Raw genomic sequence first — 16,053 nt, 5'->3', positions numbered from 1 at the left:
CTCAGGCCCGCAAGCCGCCCAGGCGGCCCTCGAGCCGGGCGAGCAGATCGCCGAGCAGTGCGGCGAGTTCGCCCTGCTCGCCGGCGCCCAGGACGGACAGCACGGCGGTCTCGTAGGCCAGCTGCTCGGGCAGGATGCCGTCGACCAGCTCCCGTCCGGCGTCGGTGAGGCGGACGTGGGCCACGCGGCGGTCGCGGGCGTCGCCGCGCCGCTCGACCAGCCCGCGCTCGGTGAGCTGCTTGAGTCGCTTGGTGACGGCGGCGCCCGAGGAGAAGGTCTCCCGGGCCACTTCGCCGGGGGTCAGCTCGTGGCCGGTACGGCGCAGCGCGCCGAGCAGGTCGAACTCGGGGCGGCTGAGCCCGGCGCGGCGCAGCGGGGCGTCCTCGGCCTGCTGGAGGAGGGCGGCGCAGCGGTTGATCCGGCCGATGATCTCCATGGGCCCGGTGTCGAGGTCCGGGTGGACGGCCCGCCACTGCCGTACGACGGCGGCGACGGTGTCGGTCCGCGTCGCCGTGCCGCCGTCCGCCGCGCCCGGCCGCCCGTTCGTCGCGCTCATGGCCGTACGTCCTCCGTGGTGTCGTGCGTGCCGTCCGGGAGCAGGCCCTGGCGGCGTACCGTCTCGGCGAGCGTACGGTGTCCGGCCTGTTCCGCGCCCTCGACCCGGTCCTCGGACGGGGTGCGCTGCCACCATTCGCCGAAGGCGGCGTCGGCCGTGGTGCGCAGCTCGACCAGGGCGGCGGCGAGGGAGCGGCGGGCGGCCTCCAGGGCGCCGGGGGCGGGGTGCGGGTCGGCGAGCAGGCGGGCGGCGCGCTCGCGGGCGCGTTCGGCGGCGGCGAGGGCGTGCCCGAGGCGGGTGCCCGCGCGGCGGTTGGTGACCGCGACGGCGGCGACGAGGCCGACCAGCGCGCCGACGACGGTGTCGACGATCCGCTCGGTGACGAGGTCGCCGGGGTTCTGGTAGCCGGTGAACTCGGTGATCAGCAGGGCCATCGGGGTGACGCAGACGCTGCCGAGCCAGTAGTTGCGGCTGATCAGCGCCTCGGCGCCGAAGCTGAAGGCGAGGCAGCACAGCACGAGGGCGGCCTGGCCGAGGTGGGCGAGCGGGGCGACGGCGGCGAAGACGAGGACACCGGCGAGGTTCCCGACGACGCGCTGGACGCTCCGGCTCCAGGTGAGGGCGAGGTTCGCCTGGTAGAGGGCGGCCGCGGTGACCAGGGCCCAGTAGGGGCGGCCGACGCCGAGGGCGAGCGAGGCGTATCCCGCGAGCGCGCAGCCGAGGGCGGTTCGGGCGGCGATGGGGGCGAGCGGCACCAGCCGGTGCCACAGCCGTTCTCCGGCGGTCGCGGTCGCGTCCGGCTCGGGGGCGGCCGGCTCGCCGTCGTGCGGGACGGGACCGGTGCCGCGCAGCGCACGGGCCCAGCCGCGCAGCCGCCGCGGCTCCGCGTCGGCGGGGGCGGCGAGGGCGACCTCGGCGCGCAGCAGGAGGTGCGCGAGGGCGGGGCGGGCGGCCGCCGAACGGGCGCCGCCGGCGAGCAGTGCCTGGCGGGCGGCGAGTACGGCGGCGGTGGCGGCCGCACGGGCCCGGGTGTGGCCGGGGCCGGTGCCGCGGGTCTCGGCGTACGCGGCGGCGGCGTTCAGGGCCTGCGCGGTGGCGCGGCGCTCCGGGCCGTGCGGGCGGGGCAGGCCGGGTGCCATGCACACGAGCCAGGCCCAGGCGCCGGCGGCGAGGCCCAGCGCGAGATGGCCGGGGACCTGGCCGAGGCTCTGCGGGGCGAACAGGGCGGCGGAGCTGACGAAGGTGAGGACCACGTTGCCGGGCGGCCCGAGGCGGGTGGCGTCGCAGAGTGCCTTCTGCGCGGCGGCGAGGAGCGCGCCTACGGTGACGAGCACGACCGCGTGGCTGGTGAGCGAGGCCGCGACCAGCGCGACCGCGAGGCCGCCGAGCATGCCGAGGACCACCCAGGCGAGGACGCGGGCGCGCGCGGCGTACGGGCGGTTGTGGGCGTAGAGCGCGCACAGCGATCCGGCCATCGTGTACATGGCCAGGTCGAGGCGGCCGAGCGCCAGCAGGGTGAGGTTGGGCGGTGCGATCGAGGCGACGACGCTCAGCGCGGGTTTGAACCAGATGTCGGACGGACGGCCGAGGCGCAGGGCACCGGTGAGGGGGAGTCGTCGGGGGCGGGGGGTCGTCGGGGCCGGGTGCGCACTGCTCATGGGGAAATATATTAGCAGGTGTTTTACTCGTAAATGATGCTTCCCGGATGCGCCGCCCATCGCGCAGCGGCCCGCGCTCCCCGCGCCGACCTGCCGCTAACTGCGGCGACCTGCGACAACTCGTCCGCGCTCCCCCGCATGCCCCCCGCGTACACCCTTGCGCTCGCGTGCGCACCGTGCCGCCCGGGCATCCCTTGACCGACCGGCGAACGGGGGAGGCGCGTGTGCACGGACCGGCTCCGTCCGGATGGCCGCTGGTCGCGCTGTGCGCGGCGACCGGCCTCTACTGCCTGCTGCGGATGCGCAGCAACGTGGAGGAGCAGCGCAGAGCCGCGGGCGGCGAGGCGCTGATGGGTTTCGGCATGGCCGCGATGGCCGTCCCGGCGGCGGTGTTCAGCCCGCCGTCGTGGACCTGGCCCGGATACGCGGTGGTCTTCGGCGCGGCGGCGCTGCGCGCCCTGTGGACGGCGCGGACCGGCCCGCACCATCTGCACCACCTGGTCGGCGCCCTCGCCATGGTCTACATGGCGGTGGTGATGTCCGCCGCCCCGGCGGGCGGCCACGCCGACGGCTCCGGCGGGGTGCCGCTGGTGACGGGCGCCCTGCTGCTCTACTTCGCCGGATACGTGCTGCTGACCGGCGCCCGGCTGATCCCCGCCCCCGCGGCGGCGGGCCCGGGCCTGGCGGGCGCGGGCTGGGGGGACCGCCCGGAGCTGGCACGGGCGTGCCGGCTGTCGATGGGGATCGCGATGGTGGCGATGCTGCTCACGATGTGACGCGTGGGCCGCAGGGCGGGTTCCGTGGCCTGCGTCACTTCACGGCAGCACGCCGTACCGCCGAGTAGCCCTCGCTCATAGGGTTGCCCCCATGATGGTCCCCGCGGCACTGCTGCTGCTCGGCGCGCTGACCGCCGTGGCGGCCCCCCGGCTGCTCGCCCGGGCCGACTGGCCGGACCGTGAACCGGTGGTCGCCCTCTGGGTGTGGCAGTGCGTGGTGGCGGCGGTCCTGATGTGCTGCGCGCTGTCGATGACGCTCAGCGCGGCGGCCGCCTGGCAGGCGGTGCGCGGCCATGTGTTCGCCTCGGCGCCGCGCGCGGTCGTGGAGGCCTACGCCCTCGGCGCGGCCGGCCCCTGGGCGGCGACCACCGCGGTGGCGCTCGCCCTGGGCGGGGTGTGGACCGCCACGATGCTGGTCCGCGAGATCGTACGAGCCCGGCGCCGGCGTCGGCTGCGCAGCGGCGAACTCCTGCTGCGCGCGCCGCTGCTGCCGGGCGAGGAACCCGGGCAGGGGCGGTTCGTCGTACTGGAGGGCGAGCGGGTGGACGCCTGGTGGCTGCCGGGCACGACGCCCCGGCTGGTCGTCACAACCGCCGCGCTGCGCCGCCTCAAGGGGCGGCAGTTGGACGCCGTACTCGCCCATGAGCAGGGCCACGCGCGGGCCCGGCACGACTGGCTGCTGCACTGCTCGGAGGCGCTGGCGGGCGGTTTCCCGCAGGTGCCGGTGTTCGCCGCGTTCCGGGACGAGATGCACCGGCTGGTGGAACTGGCCGCCGACGACATGGCGTCCCGGCGCTTCGGCCGGCTGACGACGGCGCTGGCGCTCGTGGAACTCAACGAGGACCGGGGTGTGTTCGGGCCCGGTGCGACGCCGCACGCGTACGTCCCGCAGCGGGTGCACCGTCTGCTCACTCCCCCGGACCGGCTCACCGCGGCCCGCAGGCTGCGGCTGACCGCGGCGGCGGCACTGGTGCCGGTGGTGCCGGTGCTGGTGGCGTCGGTGCCCGCGCTGCGGGCGCTGGGGTAGCCGCCGGGTGAACCCGACTTGACCGGTACTTGACCTTCCGCCCCACCCGTCGGCGAGGATCGGAGCATGCACTCCCCCTCCGTCGACTCCCCGCCCCGTCCGCCCCGGCACGACCGCGCCGTGCGCACCGGTACCGGTCTGGCGCTGTGCTCGATGCTGCTGCTCGTCCTCGTCGCCGCGGAGTGGGGGCCGTTGCTCTCCTTCGACGGCGACGTCGCCCGCACCACCCATCGCTGGGCGGTCGACGAGTCCGGCCTCACCCGGGCCAGCCGGATCCTGACGGACTGGGTATGGGATCCGGTCACCATGCGGATCCTGTGCTCGGTCGTCGTGGTGTGGCTGGTGTGGCGGGTCAGAGCGCGGTGGACCGCGGTGTGGCTGGTGATGACGGTCGCGCTGGCCACCGGGTTGCAGCAGACCCTGAAGGCCGTGGTGGACCGGGCCCGGCCCGTCTGGCCCGACCCCGTCGACTCCGCCCACTACGCCGCGTGGCCCTCCGGCCACGCCATGACCGCCACCGTGGTCCTCGGCCTGCTCCTGTGGCTGATGCACCGCCACGGCGTGGGTCGCGTCCTGTGGCGTACGGCGGTGACCGTGGCGGTCGTCTCCGTCGCGGGCGTCGGCCTCACGCGGGTGTGGCTCGGCGTCCACTGGCCGTCGGACGTCCTCGGCGGCTGGCTGCTCGGCGCGACCGTGGTGGCCCTCGCGGTCGCCGCCCATCAGCGGCTGCGGCCGTGAGCGCCCCGGGGCGGCGGTACGGGTACGTCGGCCCGCCGCACCTCCTGCGGACCGTCCGCCCCGGCACGGCGGGGCACGCCGTCCACGCCGGTGCCGACCTGGACGCCTGGGCCGCCGAGCGGGGCGGCGCCGAGTTCGCGGAGCCCTTCACCTTCGTCGTCACGCCCGACGGGCTGCTGCGGCTCGCGCCGCGCCGCAGCGAGCACGTGGCGTGCGCCGGTGGCGAGGACGTCCTCGCGGCGGGCGAGATGGCGTTCCGGCGGGCGGCGGGGCGCTGGACGGTGACCGAGGTGAGCAACCAGTCGACCGGCTACTGCCCCGACCCCGACTCGTGGCCCGCCGTCGCCGCCGCCCTGGACCTGGCCGGCGTCGGCCGTCCAGGGCGCTTCACGCACGAGCTGGTGTTCCGGCGCTGCCCGGAGTGCCGGGAGCTGAACGTGGTGCGCGAGAACCAGTTCGTCTGCGTGTTCTGCGACGGCGACCTGCCCCCGCTCTGGAACGTCGCTCCGTAGGATCACCGCATGGCTGCCGTGCTGTTCGACTTCTCCGGAACCCTCTTCCGCGTCGAGTCCACCGCGGCGTGGCTGCGAGCCGTGCTGGACGAGCGGGGACTCGTCTGGAGCGAGAGCGAGTTGACGAGGACGGCACGGGCACTGGAGGCGGCCGGGGCGCTGCCCGGCGGGGCGCATCCGCGGCGGCTGCCCGCCGGGCTCGCCGCGTCGTGGGAGGTCCGCGACCGGAGTTCCGCCGACCACCGGGCCGCCTACACCGGTCTGTCCCGCCAGGTCCCGCTGCCCGACCCGGCCCTGCACGACGCCCTGTACGACCGCCACATGACCCCGGCCGCCTGGTCTCCCTACCCGGACGCCGCCGAGGTGCTGGGCGGGTTGCGCGAGCGCGGGATCGCCATCGGGGTGGTCAGCAACATCGGCTGGGACCTGCGCCCGGTCTTCCGCGCCCACGGGCTGGACCGGTTCGTCGACACCTACGCCCTGTCGTACGAGCACGGCGTTCGCAAGCCGGACCCGCGGCTGTTCCGGGTGGCCTGCACGGCGCTCGACGTGGACCCGCGCACGGTGCTGATGGTGGGCGACGACCGCCACGCCGACGGGGGCGCGGCCGCGCTCTGCTGCGCCGTGCACTTCGTGGACCACCTGCCGGCCGACCGGCGGCCCGACGGCCTGCGCCCCGTGCTCGACCTGGCGGGCTGAGGACCACCGGCCGCGTCGGACACCGGTGATTGCAGTCTGCCCCGGTGCATCACGCCGGGGCAGACCTCAGCAACTGCCGCAACCCGACTTGTTCGTCGGAGTGATACCGGAACTGTACGACGACCCACTGACAACGCCGGGGCGGCGCGGGACGGCGATCAGCCGGCACCGCCTCGCGGTCGTCCGCCAGCCGCGACGGGATGGGACATGACGGACCGTCACCCGGCTGACCACGACTCGGCAGCGGACGCGTCGGCACCCGGACCCTCCGCCACCGCCCTCACGAAACGGTGACCCCTCCTCCGGAATTACACATTTCCTTCACGTAGCAGCTACCTTATTTGCTTCAACGCTCAACAAGGGGGGCGACATGACCAACCCGTACACACCGCCGTCAGCAGGACGGCCCGCGTCGAAGTGGGCGCGGAAGCGTTACGTCCTGCCCGCGCTCGGCCTCGCCTTCTTCCTCGGCGTCGGCGCAGGCGCCGGCGACAGCGAATCGGAGGAAGACGCCAAGCCGGTGGCGGCCAAGCCTCAGCCCACCGTGACCGTCACCGCCACTGCCACGGCCACCGCGACGGCCACCGCGAAGCCCGAACCCGCTCCGACCGTCACGAAGACCGTGAAGGTCAAGGTCACTGAGACCGTGACCGCGGAGCCCGCCTACGACAGCGGCGTCGGCGGCGGCAGTGACGACAGCAGCGGCGGCGGCAGCGTCTACTACGAGAACTGCGCCGCCGCCCGAGCCGCCGGCGCTGCCCCCGTCCACCGCGGCGACCCCGGCTACGCCAGCCACCTCGACCGCGACAACGACGGCATCGGCTGCGACTGGGGCTGACAAGAAGGCCCGCCTCGTCAGGGAACGGGGCGGGCCCACCGGTCGCACAGCGATCGTGTGACGGTCAGTCGACGACCTCTGCGAGGGGCTCGTCGGCTTCGACGACCTCCCCTTCCACGACTCGGGGCGTCGGCTTCGTCAGCTCCAGGCCGGAGAGGTGCTTCTTCAGCCTCTTGGCCATCGGAAGGTAGGTCGCGAGAGTGAGCCCGCCGGACACGACGGCCCCGACGACGGGGATGGCCTTCGAGACGGTCTTCGCGAAGGTCTGCTTCGTCATCTGAACGCCGAGGTAGCCCGCGACCTTCTTCACCATCGGGTAGACGACGCCCTGGGTGAGTGCCTTCTGCGGCAGCTTCTTGGCGACCTGCTTCGACATCATCCCCGCGACCTTCCCCACAGCCGCGTTCGCCGACTGGGTTCCGAACATCACGCCGACGAAGAGCGTGAGCACTCCCTTGGTCGCGTCGTCGAGGTCGTCGCCGTCCTCGAACAGGTCGGGCCAGCTGTAGAGGTAGGCGAGTTTCTGCGCGATCCGCAGCATGTGGCCGAAGTACTGGGCCACATCTGCGGGCACCGTGGTGGGGATGAAGAGCAGCCCGGGTATCCCGGCGGCCGCGGAGAGAGCGCTGGCCTTGGTGGCTTCGTAACCGATGGAGTCGCCGGCCGCCTTGTCCAGGACCTCGAGAGGGATGCCGGCAGCCGCGGGGGTCTCTTCGATCGCCCTGCGGATGTCGTCCTCCGAGCAATAGCGAGCCAGCGCCTTCCGGAGGTACGCCTCCCGATTGATGCGCACGCCCGGAAGCTTGGCCGCGCCCACCAGCACTGCGGAGAAGCGCGACTCCGGGTCCTCGATCACTTTGCTCGTGGCCATGGCGGGAACCTACAGCACCCGGGCGCCGGTTGCTCCCGCATCGGTCCTTCGGACGTCCCGCCGCAGCCACACCGACCGCCTCGGACGATCCCCCGCGTCGCCCGAGGCAGTCGGCGCTCCGGGCCGGGCCCGGGGCACGGGTCGGTCCGGACGCGCTGAGTATAGTTGGCTGGCAGCCAGTCAACGCAGGAGTTACAGGATGTCCCCTCGAAGCGCCGCGGTCAATGAAGAGTTGCGGCGCCGTTCGCGCGAACGGCTGCTGCAGGCGGCGGTCGAGCTGGTGAACGAACGCGGGTACGAGGCCACGACTTTGGGCGACATCGCCGACCGTGCCGGTTCGGCGCGCGGGCTGGTGTCGTACTACTTCCCCGGCAAACGCCAGCTTGTCCAGTCGGCCGTGCACCGGTTGATGCACCGCACGCTGGAGGAGGCCCTCGAACGCGAACCGCGTACGGAGGACGGACGGGAGCGGATGGCGCGGGCCGTCGACGCGATCCTGGGCCTGGCCCGCGACCGCACGGTGCTGATGCGTCAGCACATGGCGGGCCTGCTGCAGGCGGAGGGCTTCGTGCGGTGCCCGGAACAGCAGCGGCTCGCGGAGCTATTGCGGGACACGGTGGTCCGGTACGGCTCTCGGGACGCCGACGCCGACTACCCGATGCTGCGCGCCCAGCTCATGGGCGCGGTCTTCGCGATGGTGCTGCCGAACGTGGGGATGCCCATCTCCCCGCTGCGCGCCGAGTTGTTCCGGCTCTACGGCCTCGACTGGGAGCTGGGTACCCCGCCGGACGCCGAGGCGCCCGGCGGGGGATGCGACCGGGATCTGTCACGGTTCTTCGCGACGGGAACCCCGGCGGTCGATCAGTCGAAGTAGTCCGGCTGCGTCTGGACGTTGAGCTCGTCCAGCCAGACCCGCTTGGCGGGATCCGTGCGCCGGTCGTCGATCTTCAGGACGTCGAAGCCCTTCGCCATGTCGTTCGAGTAGATGTGGCCGTTGTAGTAGTAAGCCGACCAGGAGCCGCCGGAGGCCAGGCGCTCGGTGCTGATCGGGCCACGCTCGAAGTAGGCGATCTCCTTCGGGGCGGACGAGTCGGTGAAGTCCCAGACCGAGACGCCGCCCTGGTACCAGGCCTGGACCATGAGGTCCTTGCCCTTGACCGGGATCAGCGAGCCGTTGTGGGCGACGCAGTTCTCGGTGTCCGCCTGGTGACGGGGGATCTTGTAGTAGCTGCGGAAGACCAGCTTGCGGTGGTCGCCCTTGCCGACCACGTCGTAGATGCCGTCCGCGCCGCGGTTCGGGCCCACGGCCGCGTTGCAGGTGGCCGCGCCGCCGCCGCCCAGCTCGTCGGTGAAGACGACCTTGTCCGCCTTCTGGTTGAAGGTCGCCGAGTGCCAGAACGCGAAGTTGACGTTGTCCTGCACCCGGTCGATGACCTTCGGGTTCTCCGGGTCCTCGATGGAGAGGAGGATGCCGTCGCCCATGCAGGCGCCCGCCGCGAGGTCCTTGGAGGGCAGCACGGTGATGTCGTGGCAGCCGGTGGTCTTGGTGACGCCCGGGTTGGTGGGTCCGCCCGGGTTGCCGCCGCCGTCGGGGCCCTCACCGGGGAACAGCACAGGGAAGCCCACGACCGCGGCCTTCTCCGGGGCCTTGCGCGGCACCTTGATGACCGAGATGCCGTCGTGCGGCGGCTGGCAGTCGGGGTAGGCGGCGTTCGGCGAGTAGGAGGAGACGTAGATGTAGACGTTGCGGCGCTCGGGCACCAGCGTGTGGGTGTGCGAGCCGCAGGCGGTCTCGACGGCGGCGACGTACTTCGGGTTGCGCTTGTCGCTGATGTCGAAGACCTTCATGCCCTCCCACGAGGACTTCTCGCTCGCCGGCTGGGTGGTGCTGTTGCAACTGCTGTCGCTGCGCGAGGAGTCGGTCGACAGGAACAGCAGGTCGCCGGAGACGGAGATGTCGTTCTGCGATCCGGGACACAGCACCTGGGAGACCGTCTTCGGTTCCTTCGGGTCGCTGATGTCGAAGATGCGGAAGCCGTCGTAGTTGCCGGCGAACGCGTACCTGCCCTGGAAGGCCAGGTCGGAGTTGGTGCCGGGCAGGACGTCCTTGGGGATGTTCGTCAGGTGCTCGATGTTGGCGGAGTGGACTATCTCGTCCTGGCCGGGTATCTCCCCGTTCTGCACCGCCTCCCTCACTTCGTCGCGGGTGCTCTCCGACACCCGCTTCTCCGTGGTCGGCGCGTCCCCCGGGTCGGGGGTGGCGACCGCGGGCTGTGCGGTGATCAGCGCGGCCAGGAGCCCGGCGGCAGCCGTGGCGATTCCCAGGCGTCTGCGCCGTGTTCGGGGATTGCTCAACAGGGTCACTGCATCCTCCCTTGTTCCGTTCGCAAGGGAACGGTTCACGGACCCCCGAAGTATCGTCTTCACCATGCACATATCAACAGGGGGCAACAGAGATGTAATGAATGTTTTCCATGAACAGTGCTCACCGGCGTGTTAAGACGGTCTCCAGCACTCACAAGGTGTTTCCCGCGCCCCGCCCGTCACAGGAGGTCGTCGTGCTCTTCCGCCGCGCGTTGCGTGTCACGGTCCCGTTGACCGCGCTGGCCGCCCTCGGGCTCGGCGCCTGCGACTCCGGCTCGGCGTCCGAGCCGGACAAGGCGAACGGCCCCTCAGTGCTCGTACCGGGCAAGCCCGGTGAGGCCAACCGGACCCTGTCCGCCGAGGACGCGGCGCGGCAGCGCGCCGACGACGACACGCCCAACTCGGCGGACGTCGACTACGCCCGGATGATGATCGAGCACCACACCCAGGCCGTCGAGATGACCGAACTCGCCCCCGACCGCGCCGAATCCACGCAGGTGAAGAAGCTGGCCGAGCGGATAGCGGCGGCGCAGGAGCCCGAGATCGGCATGATGAAGGCGTGGCTGAAGGAGCACGGCAAGGCGGAGCGCGGCGAAGGTCATGAGGGGCACGCGATGCCGGGGATGGCGACCGAGGCGCAGCTGAAGCAGCTGCGCGCGGCGAACGGGAAGGCCTTCGACGAGCTGTTCCTGAAGCTGATGATCACCCATCACGAAGGGGCGATCACGATGGCCGCCGACGCCAAGACGCAGGGCAACAACGTGCGGATCGAGGAGATGGCCGACGACGTGGTCGCGCAGCAGACGAGCGAGATCACGCGGATGCGGCGGATGCTCTGACGTCCGGTCAGACCCGCCGGACGTGACGCGGGGTCAGGAAACCCGCGTCACGCGCCTGGGCGATCAGTCTGAGGGACCTGCGGCGACTGTGGCCGGTCGCGCACATCACGGCGAGCACCGGATCGGCGCCCTCCTGCTGGGCGGCCCGGTACTCCTGCGCGACCAGCCGGCGCCCCTCGACGCCGCGCGGCCACGGCGCCCGCGCCCGGCGCGGTCCCGCGGTCCCGTCCGGCTCGGCCCGGCGGTCGTACCCGCCCTGCCCCTCGACGACGCCGGTGCCGACCCCGCACGCCGCGAACAGCGGCACCTCGAGCCAGTCGGCGAGCACCGCCAGGTCGTCGAGGGAGAGCGCGGGCCGGGCCCGGACGTCCTCCAGGGAGACCTGCCCGTCCGTCACGACGGCCAGCGCCTCGACCCCGGCACCGTCGGGGAAGTCGAGCCGCACCTGGAACCAGGAGGTCGCCTCGTCGCCCTCCCGCACCTCCCACGCGGGCCACACGGACACCGCGCCGTCCTCCGGACGGCGATCGGAAAGATGAAGAAAGGATGCTTCCAGCACACACGCAACGTAACCGCATGATCACACTCCATACGAATGGACACGCGTCGGAAACCGCGCGCTGCACCCTGTCAGCGCAGCCCCCGTGGTGCGATGCTGGAACCATCAGCGATCTCCTGCCGATCAGCGCTCTTGTGTCGATCAGCGACCTGCTGCCGATCCCGGGGATGAAGGAGTTCCGCCGTGCTGCGTGTCGCCGTCGTCGGCTCCGGGCCGAGCGGGGTCTACTCCGCCCAGAGCCTCGTCCAGCTGGAGCCTCTGGCACTCGTCGACGTCCTCGACCGGCTGCCGTGCCCGTACGGGCTGGTGCGCTACGGCGTGGCGCCGGACCACGAGAAGATCAAGTCGCTGCAGAACAACCTGCGCACGGTCCTGGAACACGACCGGGTGCGCTTCCTCGGCGGGGTCCAGGTCGGCGCCGGCGGGGTGCCGGCGGCGCGGCTGCGGGAGCTGTACCACGCGGTGGTGTACTGCGTGGGCGCCGCCACCGACCGGCATCTGGGGATCCCGGGCGAGGAACTGCCGGGGAGCTGGTCGGCGACCCAGTTCGTGTCCTGGTACAGCGCCCACCCGGACGCCGTGGACGACGGGTTCGTGCGCGGCGCCCGGTCGGCGGTGGTCATCGGGGTCGGGAACGTGGCGGTGGACGTCACCCGGATCCTGGCGCGCGGCGCGCCCGAGCTGAGCGCGACCGACATGCCCGACGCGGCGCTGCGGGCGCTGACGGCGAGCCGGGTGACCGAGATCCAGATGGTGGGACGGCGCGGCCCGTCCCAGGCCCGGTTCACCACCAAGGAACTGCGCGAGCTGGGCGGACTGCCGGAGGCGGAGGTGACCGTCGACCCGGCCGAACTGGCACTGGATCCGGCCTGCGCCGACCCGTCCGCGCTGCCCGCACCACAGCGCCGCAACGTGGAGGTGCTGCGCGGCTGGGCGGACCGGGCGCCGCAGGGCGCGCCGCGCCGGATCCGGCTGCGGTTCTTCCTGCGCCCCGTCGAACTGCTCGCTGAGGGCGGGCGTGTGGGCGCGGTGCGGTTCGAGCGGACGGCGCCGGACGGGCGGGGCGGGGTGACGGGCACCGGTGAGTTCGAGGTGGTCGAGGCGCAGGTGGTCCTCAGGTCGGTCGGCTATCGCGGGGTGCCGCTGGAGGGGCTGCCGTTCGACGCCGATCAGGGGACGGTGCCGCAGCTGGCGGGGCGGGTGCTGCGCGGCGGGGCCGTGTCGCCGGGCGAGTACGTGGCGGGCTGGATCAAGCGGGGCCCGACGGGCGTCATCGGCACCAACCGGCCGTGCGCCAAGGAGACGGTGACCTCGCTGCTGGAGGACGCCCCGGTGCTCGTCCGCCGGGAACTGCCTCAGGATCCGCTCGCCGCGCTGCGCGCCGAGGGCGTCGAGCCCGTCGAGTGGTCCGGCTGGCAGGCGATCGAACGGGCCGAGGCGCGGCTCGGGGCGTCGCTCGGGCGCGGGGTGGTCAAGCTCCCGGACTGGCAGTCCCTCATGGCCGCCGCCGGAGAAACGCACCGGCAACACCCCTGAAATCAACAAACTGTTCAACGCGCCTACGGTCTCGGGCATGGCCGAAACCACCCCTGTGCACCCCGTCGACGAGATACCGCCGACCCGTCAACTCGCCGCCTTCGGACTGCAGCACGTCCTCGCCATGTACGCCGGCGCGGTGGCCGTGCCGCTGATCGTCGGCGGCGCGATGAAACTGCCGCCCGCGGACCTGGCGTACCTGATCACCGCCGATCTGCTGGTGTGCGGTATCGCCACCCTCATCCAGTGCGTCGGCTTCTGGCGGTTCGGCGTCCGGCTGCCGATCATGCAGGGCTGTACGTTCGCGGCGGTCTCGCCGATGGTGCTGATCGGCACGACGGGCGGCGGACTGCCCGCGATCTACGGCTCGGTGATCGTCGCGGGTCTCGCGATCATGCTGCTGGCGCCCGTGTTCGGCAGGCTGCTGCGGTTCTTCCCGCCGCTGGTCACCGGCACGGTGATCCTGATCATCGGTGTCTCGCTGCTGCCGGTCGCGGGCAACTGGGCCGCGGGCGGCGCCGGGGCGGAGGACTTCGGGGAGCCGCGGAACCTGGTGCTCGCCGCCTTCGTCCTGGTGGTGGTGCTGTGCGTGCAGCGGTTCGCGCCGGTGTTCCTGAGCCGGATCGCGGTGCTGACCGGCATCGCGGCGGGGCTCGCCGTGGCGGTTCCGTTCGGGTTCACGGACTTCGACGGGGTCGGGGACGCCGACTGGGTCGGCATCAGCACGCCGTTCCACTTCGGGGCACCCGTCTTCGAGGCGTCGGCGATCGTGTCGATGCTGGTGGTGGCCTTGGTCTGCATGACGGAGACGACCGGTGACTTCATCGCCGTCGGCGAGCTGACCGGGCGCGGGCTCAAGCCCCACGCGCTCGCGGACGGCCTGCGCGCCGACGGTCTGTCGACCGTGCTCGGCGGCGTCTTCAACACCTTCCCCTACACGGCGTACGCGCAGAACGTCGGCCTGGTCGGCATGACCCGGGTACGCAGCCGCTGGGTGGTCGCGGCGGCGGGCGGCATCCTGGTGCTGCTCGGGCTGCTGCCCAAGCTGGGCGCGGTGGTGGCGGCGATTCCGGCGCCGGTGCTGGGCGGCGCGGGCCTGGTGATGTTCGGGACGGTCGCGGCGAGCGGGCTGCGGACGCTGGCCGAGGTCGACTTCAAGGGCAACCACAACCTGACCGTGGTGGCCGTGTCGGTGGCGATCGGCGTGCTGCCGGTGGGCGTGCCGACGGTCTACGACGAGTTCCCCGACTGGTTCCAGACCGTCATGCACAGCGGCATCAGCGCGGGCTGCCTGACCGCGATCGTACTCAACCTGCTCTTCAACCACCTGCCCGCGCGGGGCGGTTCAGCCGTCGCCGAGCCGGGCGGACTGGCGGGCGGCGGCGGCGAGGAGCGCGTCGAGAAGCCCCGGGAAGAGAGCGTCTAGGTCCTCCCGGCGCAGCCCGTTCATCTTGGCCGTGCCCCGGTAGACCTGCCGGATGACGCCGCTCTCGCGCAGCACCCTGAAGTGGTGCGTGGTGGTGGACTTGGTGACCGGCAGATCGAAGTGCGAACAGGAGAGCTCGTCGCGGTCCGCGGCGAGCTCTCGCACGATCCGCAGCCGCATGGGGTCGGACAGGGCGTGGAGCACGCCTTCCAGCCGGATCTCGTCGCGCAGCGGGTGCGGCAGGGATCGGCTGGCGCTGGCACTGGCGGTGGTCACGGCGGCTGGCTCCACTTCGTCGGGAGCACCATTGTACGAGGATCCTCGTAGTTTGACATCTGCCGTACTACGATGCCTATCGTACGAGCGAAGCCTTCGGCCGTGACGAATGGAGCCCGACCCGTGACCGCCCTCTTCGAGCCCTTCACCCTGCGCGACGTGACCATCCCGAACCGGGTGTGGATGCCGCCCATGTGCCAGTACTCGGCCGCCCCGGGCGGGCCCGACGCCGGAGCCCCGCACGACTGGCACTTCGCGCACTACGCCGCCCGCGCGGCCGGCGGTACCGGCCTGATCGTCGTCGAGGCCACCGCAGTGAGCCCCGAGGGCCGCATCTCCCCCTACGACCTGGGCCTGTGGACCGACACCCAGGTCGAGGCGTTCCGGCGGATCACCCGCTTCCTCACCGACCACGGCACGGTCCCGGCGGTCCAGCTCGCCCACGCCGGCCGCAAGGCGAGCACCGACCGGCCCTGGAAGGGCGGCGCGCCCGTCGGACCGGACGCGCACGGCTGGCAGCCGCTCGGCCCGAGCCCGGTCGCCTTCGACGACCGGCACCCGGTGCCCACCGAGCTGACCGTCGAGGAGATCCAGGAGATCGTCGGCCAGTTCGCGCAGGCGGCCCGCCGCGCCCTCGCCGCCGGGTTCGAGATCGCCGAGATCCACGGCGCCCACGGCTACCTGATCCACGAGTTCCTGTCCCCGCACTCCAACCGGCGCACCGACGCCTACGGCGGCTCGTACGAGAACCGTGCCCGATTCGCCCTCGAGGTCGTCGACGCCGTGCGCGAGGTGTGGCCGGACGACAAGCCGCTGTTCTTCCGCGTCTCGGCGACCGACTGGCTGGAGGAGGGCGGCTGGACCCCCGACGACACCGTCCGCCTCGCCCACGACCTCCAGGCGCACGGCATCGACCTCCTCGACGTCTCCACCGGCGGCAACGCCGCCCACGTCCGCATCCCCACCGGGCCCGGCTACCAGGTGCCCTTCGCCGCCCGGGTGAAGGCCGAGACCTCGCTGCCGGTCGCGGCCGTGGGCCTGATCACCGAGGCCGAGCAGGCCGAGAAGATCCTCGCCAACGGTGAGGCCGACGCCGTCCTCCTCGGCCGGGAACTGCTCCGCAACCCGTCGTGGGCACGCCACGCGGCCCGGACACTGGGCGGGGAGGTCCGGGTACCGGACCAGTACCACCGCTCGGTCTGAGGGACGCGCCGCCCGCGGGGTCGGCGGGGTCAGCGGCATTGCCGAGCGGGAGCCCGACACCGTCGCCAGGCTGCACCCGGCAGGTCACCGGCCTCGTAGGCCGCAAGCCCACCCGCGAGCCGGCGGGGCCGGCGACCTCGTCGACCGCTTGCCCGACGTCCGTCGCCGGGCTGCG

At 72.7% G+C, this 16,053-nt stretch carries 17 protein-coding genes; 11 read left to right on the top strand and 6 right to left on the bottom strand.

Annotated elements, in window-relative coordinates; all coding sequences use genetic code 11:
- Position 1: 1 nt before the first annotated feature.
- Positions 2-556 carry a MarR family winged helix-turn-helix transcriptional regulator gene (locus tag ACSU6L_RS33360; RefSeq protein ID WP_437062904.1) on the bottom strand — a complete coding sequence of 185 codons (555 nt, stop codon included), beginning with the start codon at positions 554-556 and terminating at the stop codon, positions 2-4.
- Entirely contained in the window at positions 553-2,214 is a 1,662-nt protein-coding gene (locus tag ACSU6L_RS33355; RefSeq protein WP_437062902.1) for an FUSC family protein, read from the bottom strand. Before ACSU6L_RS33355 ends, ACSU6L_RS33360 begins: the two co-directional genes overlap by 4 nt.
- 224 nt (positions 2,215-2,438) lie before the next feature.
- Between ACSU6L_RS33355 and ACSU6L_RS33350 the strand changes: the two genes are divergently transcribed.
- From ACSU6L_RS33350 to ACSU6L_RS33325, 6 genes are all read left to right on the top strand, one after another.
- Positions 2,439-2,990, top strand: coding sequence for a DUF5134 domain-containing protein (locus tag ACSU6L_RS33350; RefSeq protein WP_437062900.1), 552 nt, complete (start codon positions 2,439-2,441; stop codon positions 2,988-2,990).
- A 91-nt stretch (positions 2,991-3,081) separates the two neighbouring features.
- Positions 3,082-4,017: a M56 family metallopeptidase gene (locus tag ACSU6L_RS33345; protein ID WP_437062898.1), complete on the top strand. Its 936-nt coding sequence runs from the start codon at positions 3,082-3,084 to the stop codon at positions 4,015-4,017.
- Positions 4,018-4,083: 66 nt separating this feature from the next.
- On the top strand, positions 4,084-4,755 hold the full coding sequence (locus tag ACSU6L_RS33340) for a phosphatase PAP2 family protein (protein WP_437062896.1): 672 nt from the start codon (positions 4,084-4,086) through the stop codon (positions 4,753-4,755).
- The gene (locus tag ACSU6L_RS33335) at positions 4,752-5,267 is read left to right on the top strand and encodes a hypothetical protein (RefSeq protein WP_437062894.1); all 516 of its coding nucleotides are present in this window, start codon (positions 4,752-4,754) and stop codon (positions 5,265-5,267) included. The genes ACSU6L_RS33340 and ACSU6L_RS33335 overlap by 4 nt, the downstream gene beginning before the upstream one ends.
- A 9-nt stretch (positions 5,268-5,276) precedes the next feature.
- On the top strand, positions 5,277-5,966 hold the full coding sequence (locus ACSU6L_RS33330) for an HAD family hydrolase (protein ID WP_437062892.1): 690 nt from the start codon (positions 5,277-5,279) through the stop codon (positions 5,964-5,966).
- A gap of 370 nt (positions 5,967-6,336) precedes the next feature.
- Complete coding sequence (locus ACSU6L_RS33325) at positions 6,337-6,804, top strand: excalibur calcium-binding domain-containing protein (RefSeq protein ID WP_437062890.1); 468 nt, start codon at positions 6,337-6,339, stop codon at positions 6,802-6,804.
- 64 nt (positions 6,805-6,868) lie between these two features.
- Here the strand turns inward: ACSU6L_RS33325 and ACSU6L_RS33320 are convergent, their stop codons facing one another.
- Positions 6,869-7,675, bottom strand: coding sequence for a hypothetical protein (locus ACSU6L_RS33320; RefSeq protein ID WP_437062888.1), 807 nt, complete (start codon positions 7,673-7,675; stop codon positions 6,869-6,871).
- Between the two features lie 199 nt (positions 7,676-7,874).
- Here ACSU6L_RS33320 and ACSU6L_RS33315 point away from each other — a divergent pair, with 199 nt between their 5' ends.
- Positions 7,875-8,549 (top strand): TetR/AcrR family transcriptional regulator, encoded by a 675-nt coding sequence (locus ACSU6L_RS33315; RefSeq protein ID WP_437062886.1) that lies wholly within the window; start codon positions 7,875-7,877, stop codon positions 8,547-8,549.
- On the opposite strand, the gene ACSU6L_RS33310 is transcribed toward ACSU6L_RS33315, so the two are convergent.
- A complete protein-coding gene (locus ACSU6L_RS33310) occupies positions 8,537-10,039 on the bottom strand; it encodes an LVIVD repeat-containing protein (protein ID WP_437062884.1) in 1,503 nt (500 codons plus the stop codon). The two genes, ACSU6L_RS33315 and ACSU6L_RS33310, sit on opposite strands and share 13 nt — an antisense overlap.
- 194 nt (positions 10,040-10,233) lie before the next feature.
- On the opposite strand from ACSU6L_RS33310, the gene ACSU6L_RS33305 reads away from it, so the two are divergent.
- A complete protein-coding gene (locus tag ACSU6L_RS33305; protein WP_437062882.1) occupies positions 10,234-10,878 on the top strand; it encodes a DUF305 domain-containing protein in 645 nt (214 codons plus the stop codon).
- Between the two features lie 7 nt (positions 10,879-10,885).
- Here the strand turns inward: ACSU6L_RS33305 and ACSU6L_RS33300 are convergent, their stop codons facing one another.
- Positions 10,886-11,383 (bottom strand): DUF6214 family protein, encoded by a 498-nt coding sequence (locus tag ACSU6L_RS33300; protein WP_437062880.1) that lies wholly within the window; start codon positions 11,381-11,383, stop codon positions 10,886-10,888.
- A 237-nt stretch (positions 11,384-11,620) separates the two neighbouring features.
- Here ACSU6L_RS33300 and ACSU6L_RS33295 point away from each other — a divergent pair, with 237 nt between their 5' ends.
- Both ACSU6L_RS33295 and ACSU6L_RS33290 read left to right on the top strand, forming a co-directional pair.
- Positions 11,621-12,973 (top strand): FAD-dependent oxidoreductase, encoded by a 1,353-nt coding sequence (locus ACSU6L_RS33295; RefSeq protein ID WP_437062878.1) that lies wholly within the window; start codon positions 11,621-11,623, stop codon positions 12,971-12,973.
- Between the two features lie 37 nt (positions 12,974-13,010).
- Complete coding sequence (locus ACSU6L_RS33290; protein WP_437062876.1) at positions 13,011-14,399, top strand: nucleobase:cation symporter-2 family protein; 1,389 nt, start codon at positions 13,011-13,013, stop codon at positions 14,397-14,399.
- Here the strand turns inward: ACSU6L_RS33290 and ACSU6L_RS33285 are convergent.
- Positions 14,319-14,675, bottom strand: coding sequence for an ArsR/SmtB family transcription factor (locus ACSU6L_RS33285; protein ID WP_437062874.1), 357 nt, complete (start codon positions 14,673-14,675; stop codon positions 14,319-14,321). The two genes, ACSU6L_RS33290 and ACSU6L_RS33285, sit on opposite strands and share 81 nt — an antisense overlap.
- 123 nt (positions 14,676-14,798) lie before the next feature.
- Here ACSU6L_RS33285 and ACSU6L_RS33280 point away from each other — a divergent pair, with 123 nt between their 5' ends.
- The gene (locus tag ACSU6L_RS33280) at positions 14,799-15,878 is read left to right on the top strand and encodes an NADH:flavin oxidoreductase/NADH oxidase (RefSeq protein ID WP_437062872.1); all 1,080 of its coding nucleotides are present in this window, start codon (positions 14,799-14,801) and stop codon (positions 15,876-15,878) included.
- The last annotated feature ends 175 nt before the right edge of the window (positions 15,879-16,053 follow it).

The organism is Streptomyces sp. enrichment culture (assembly GCF_964272855.1).
In the GTDB taxonomy this organism is placed as follows: Bacteria; Actinomycetota; Actinomycetes; order Streptomycetales; family Streptomycetaceae; genus Streptomyces.
The sequence above is the reverse complement of the archived record's forward strand: the minus strand, read 5'-3'. Positions and strand labels throughout refer to the sequence as shown.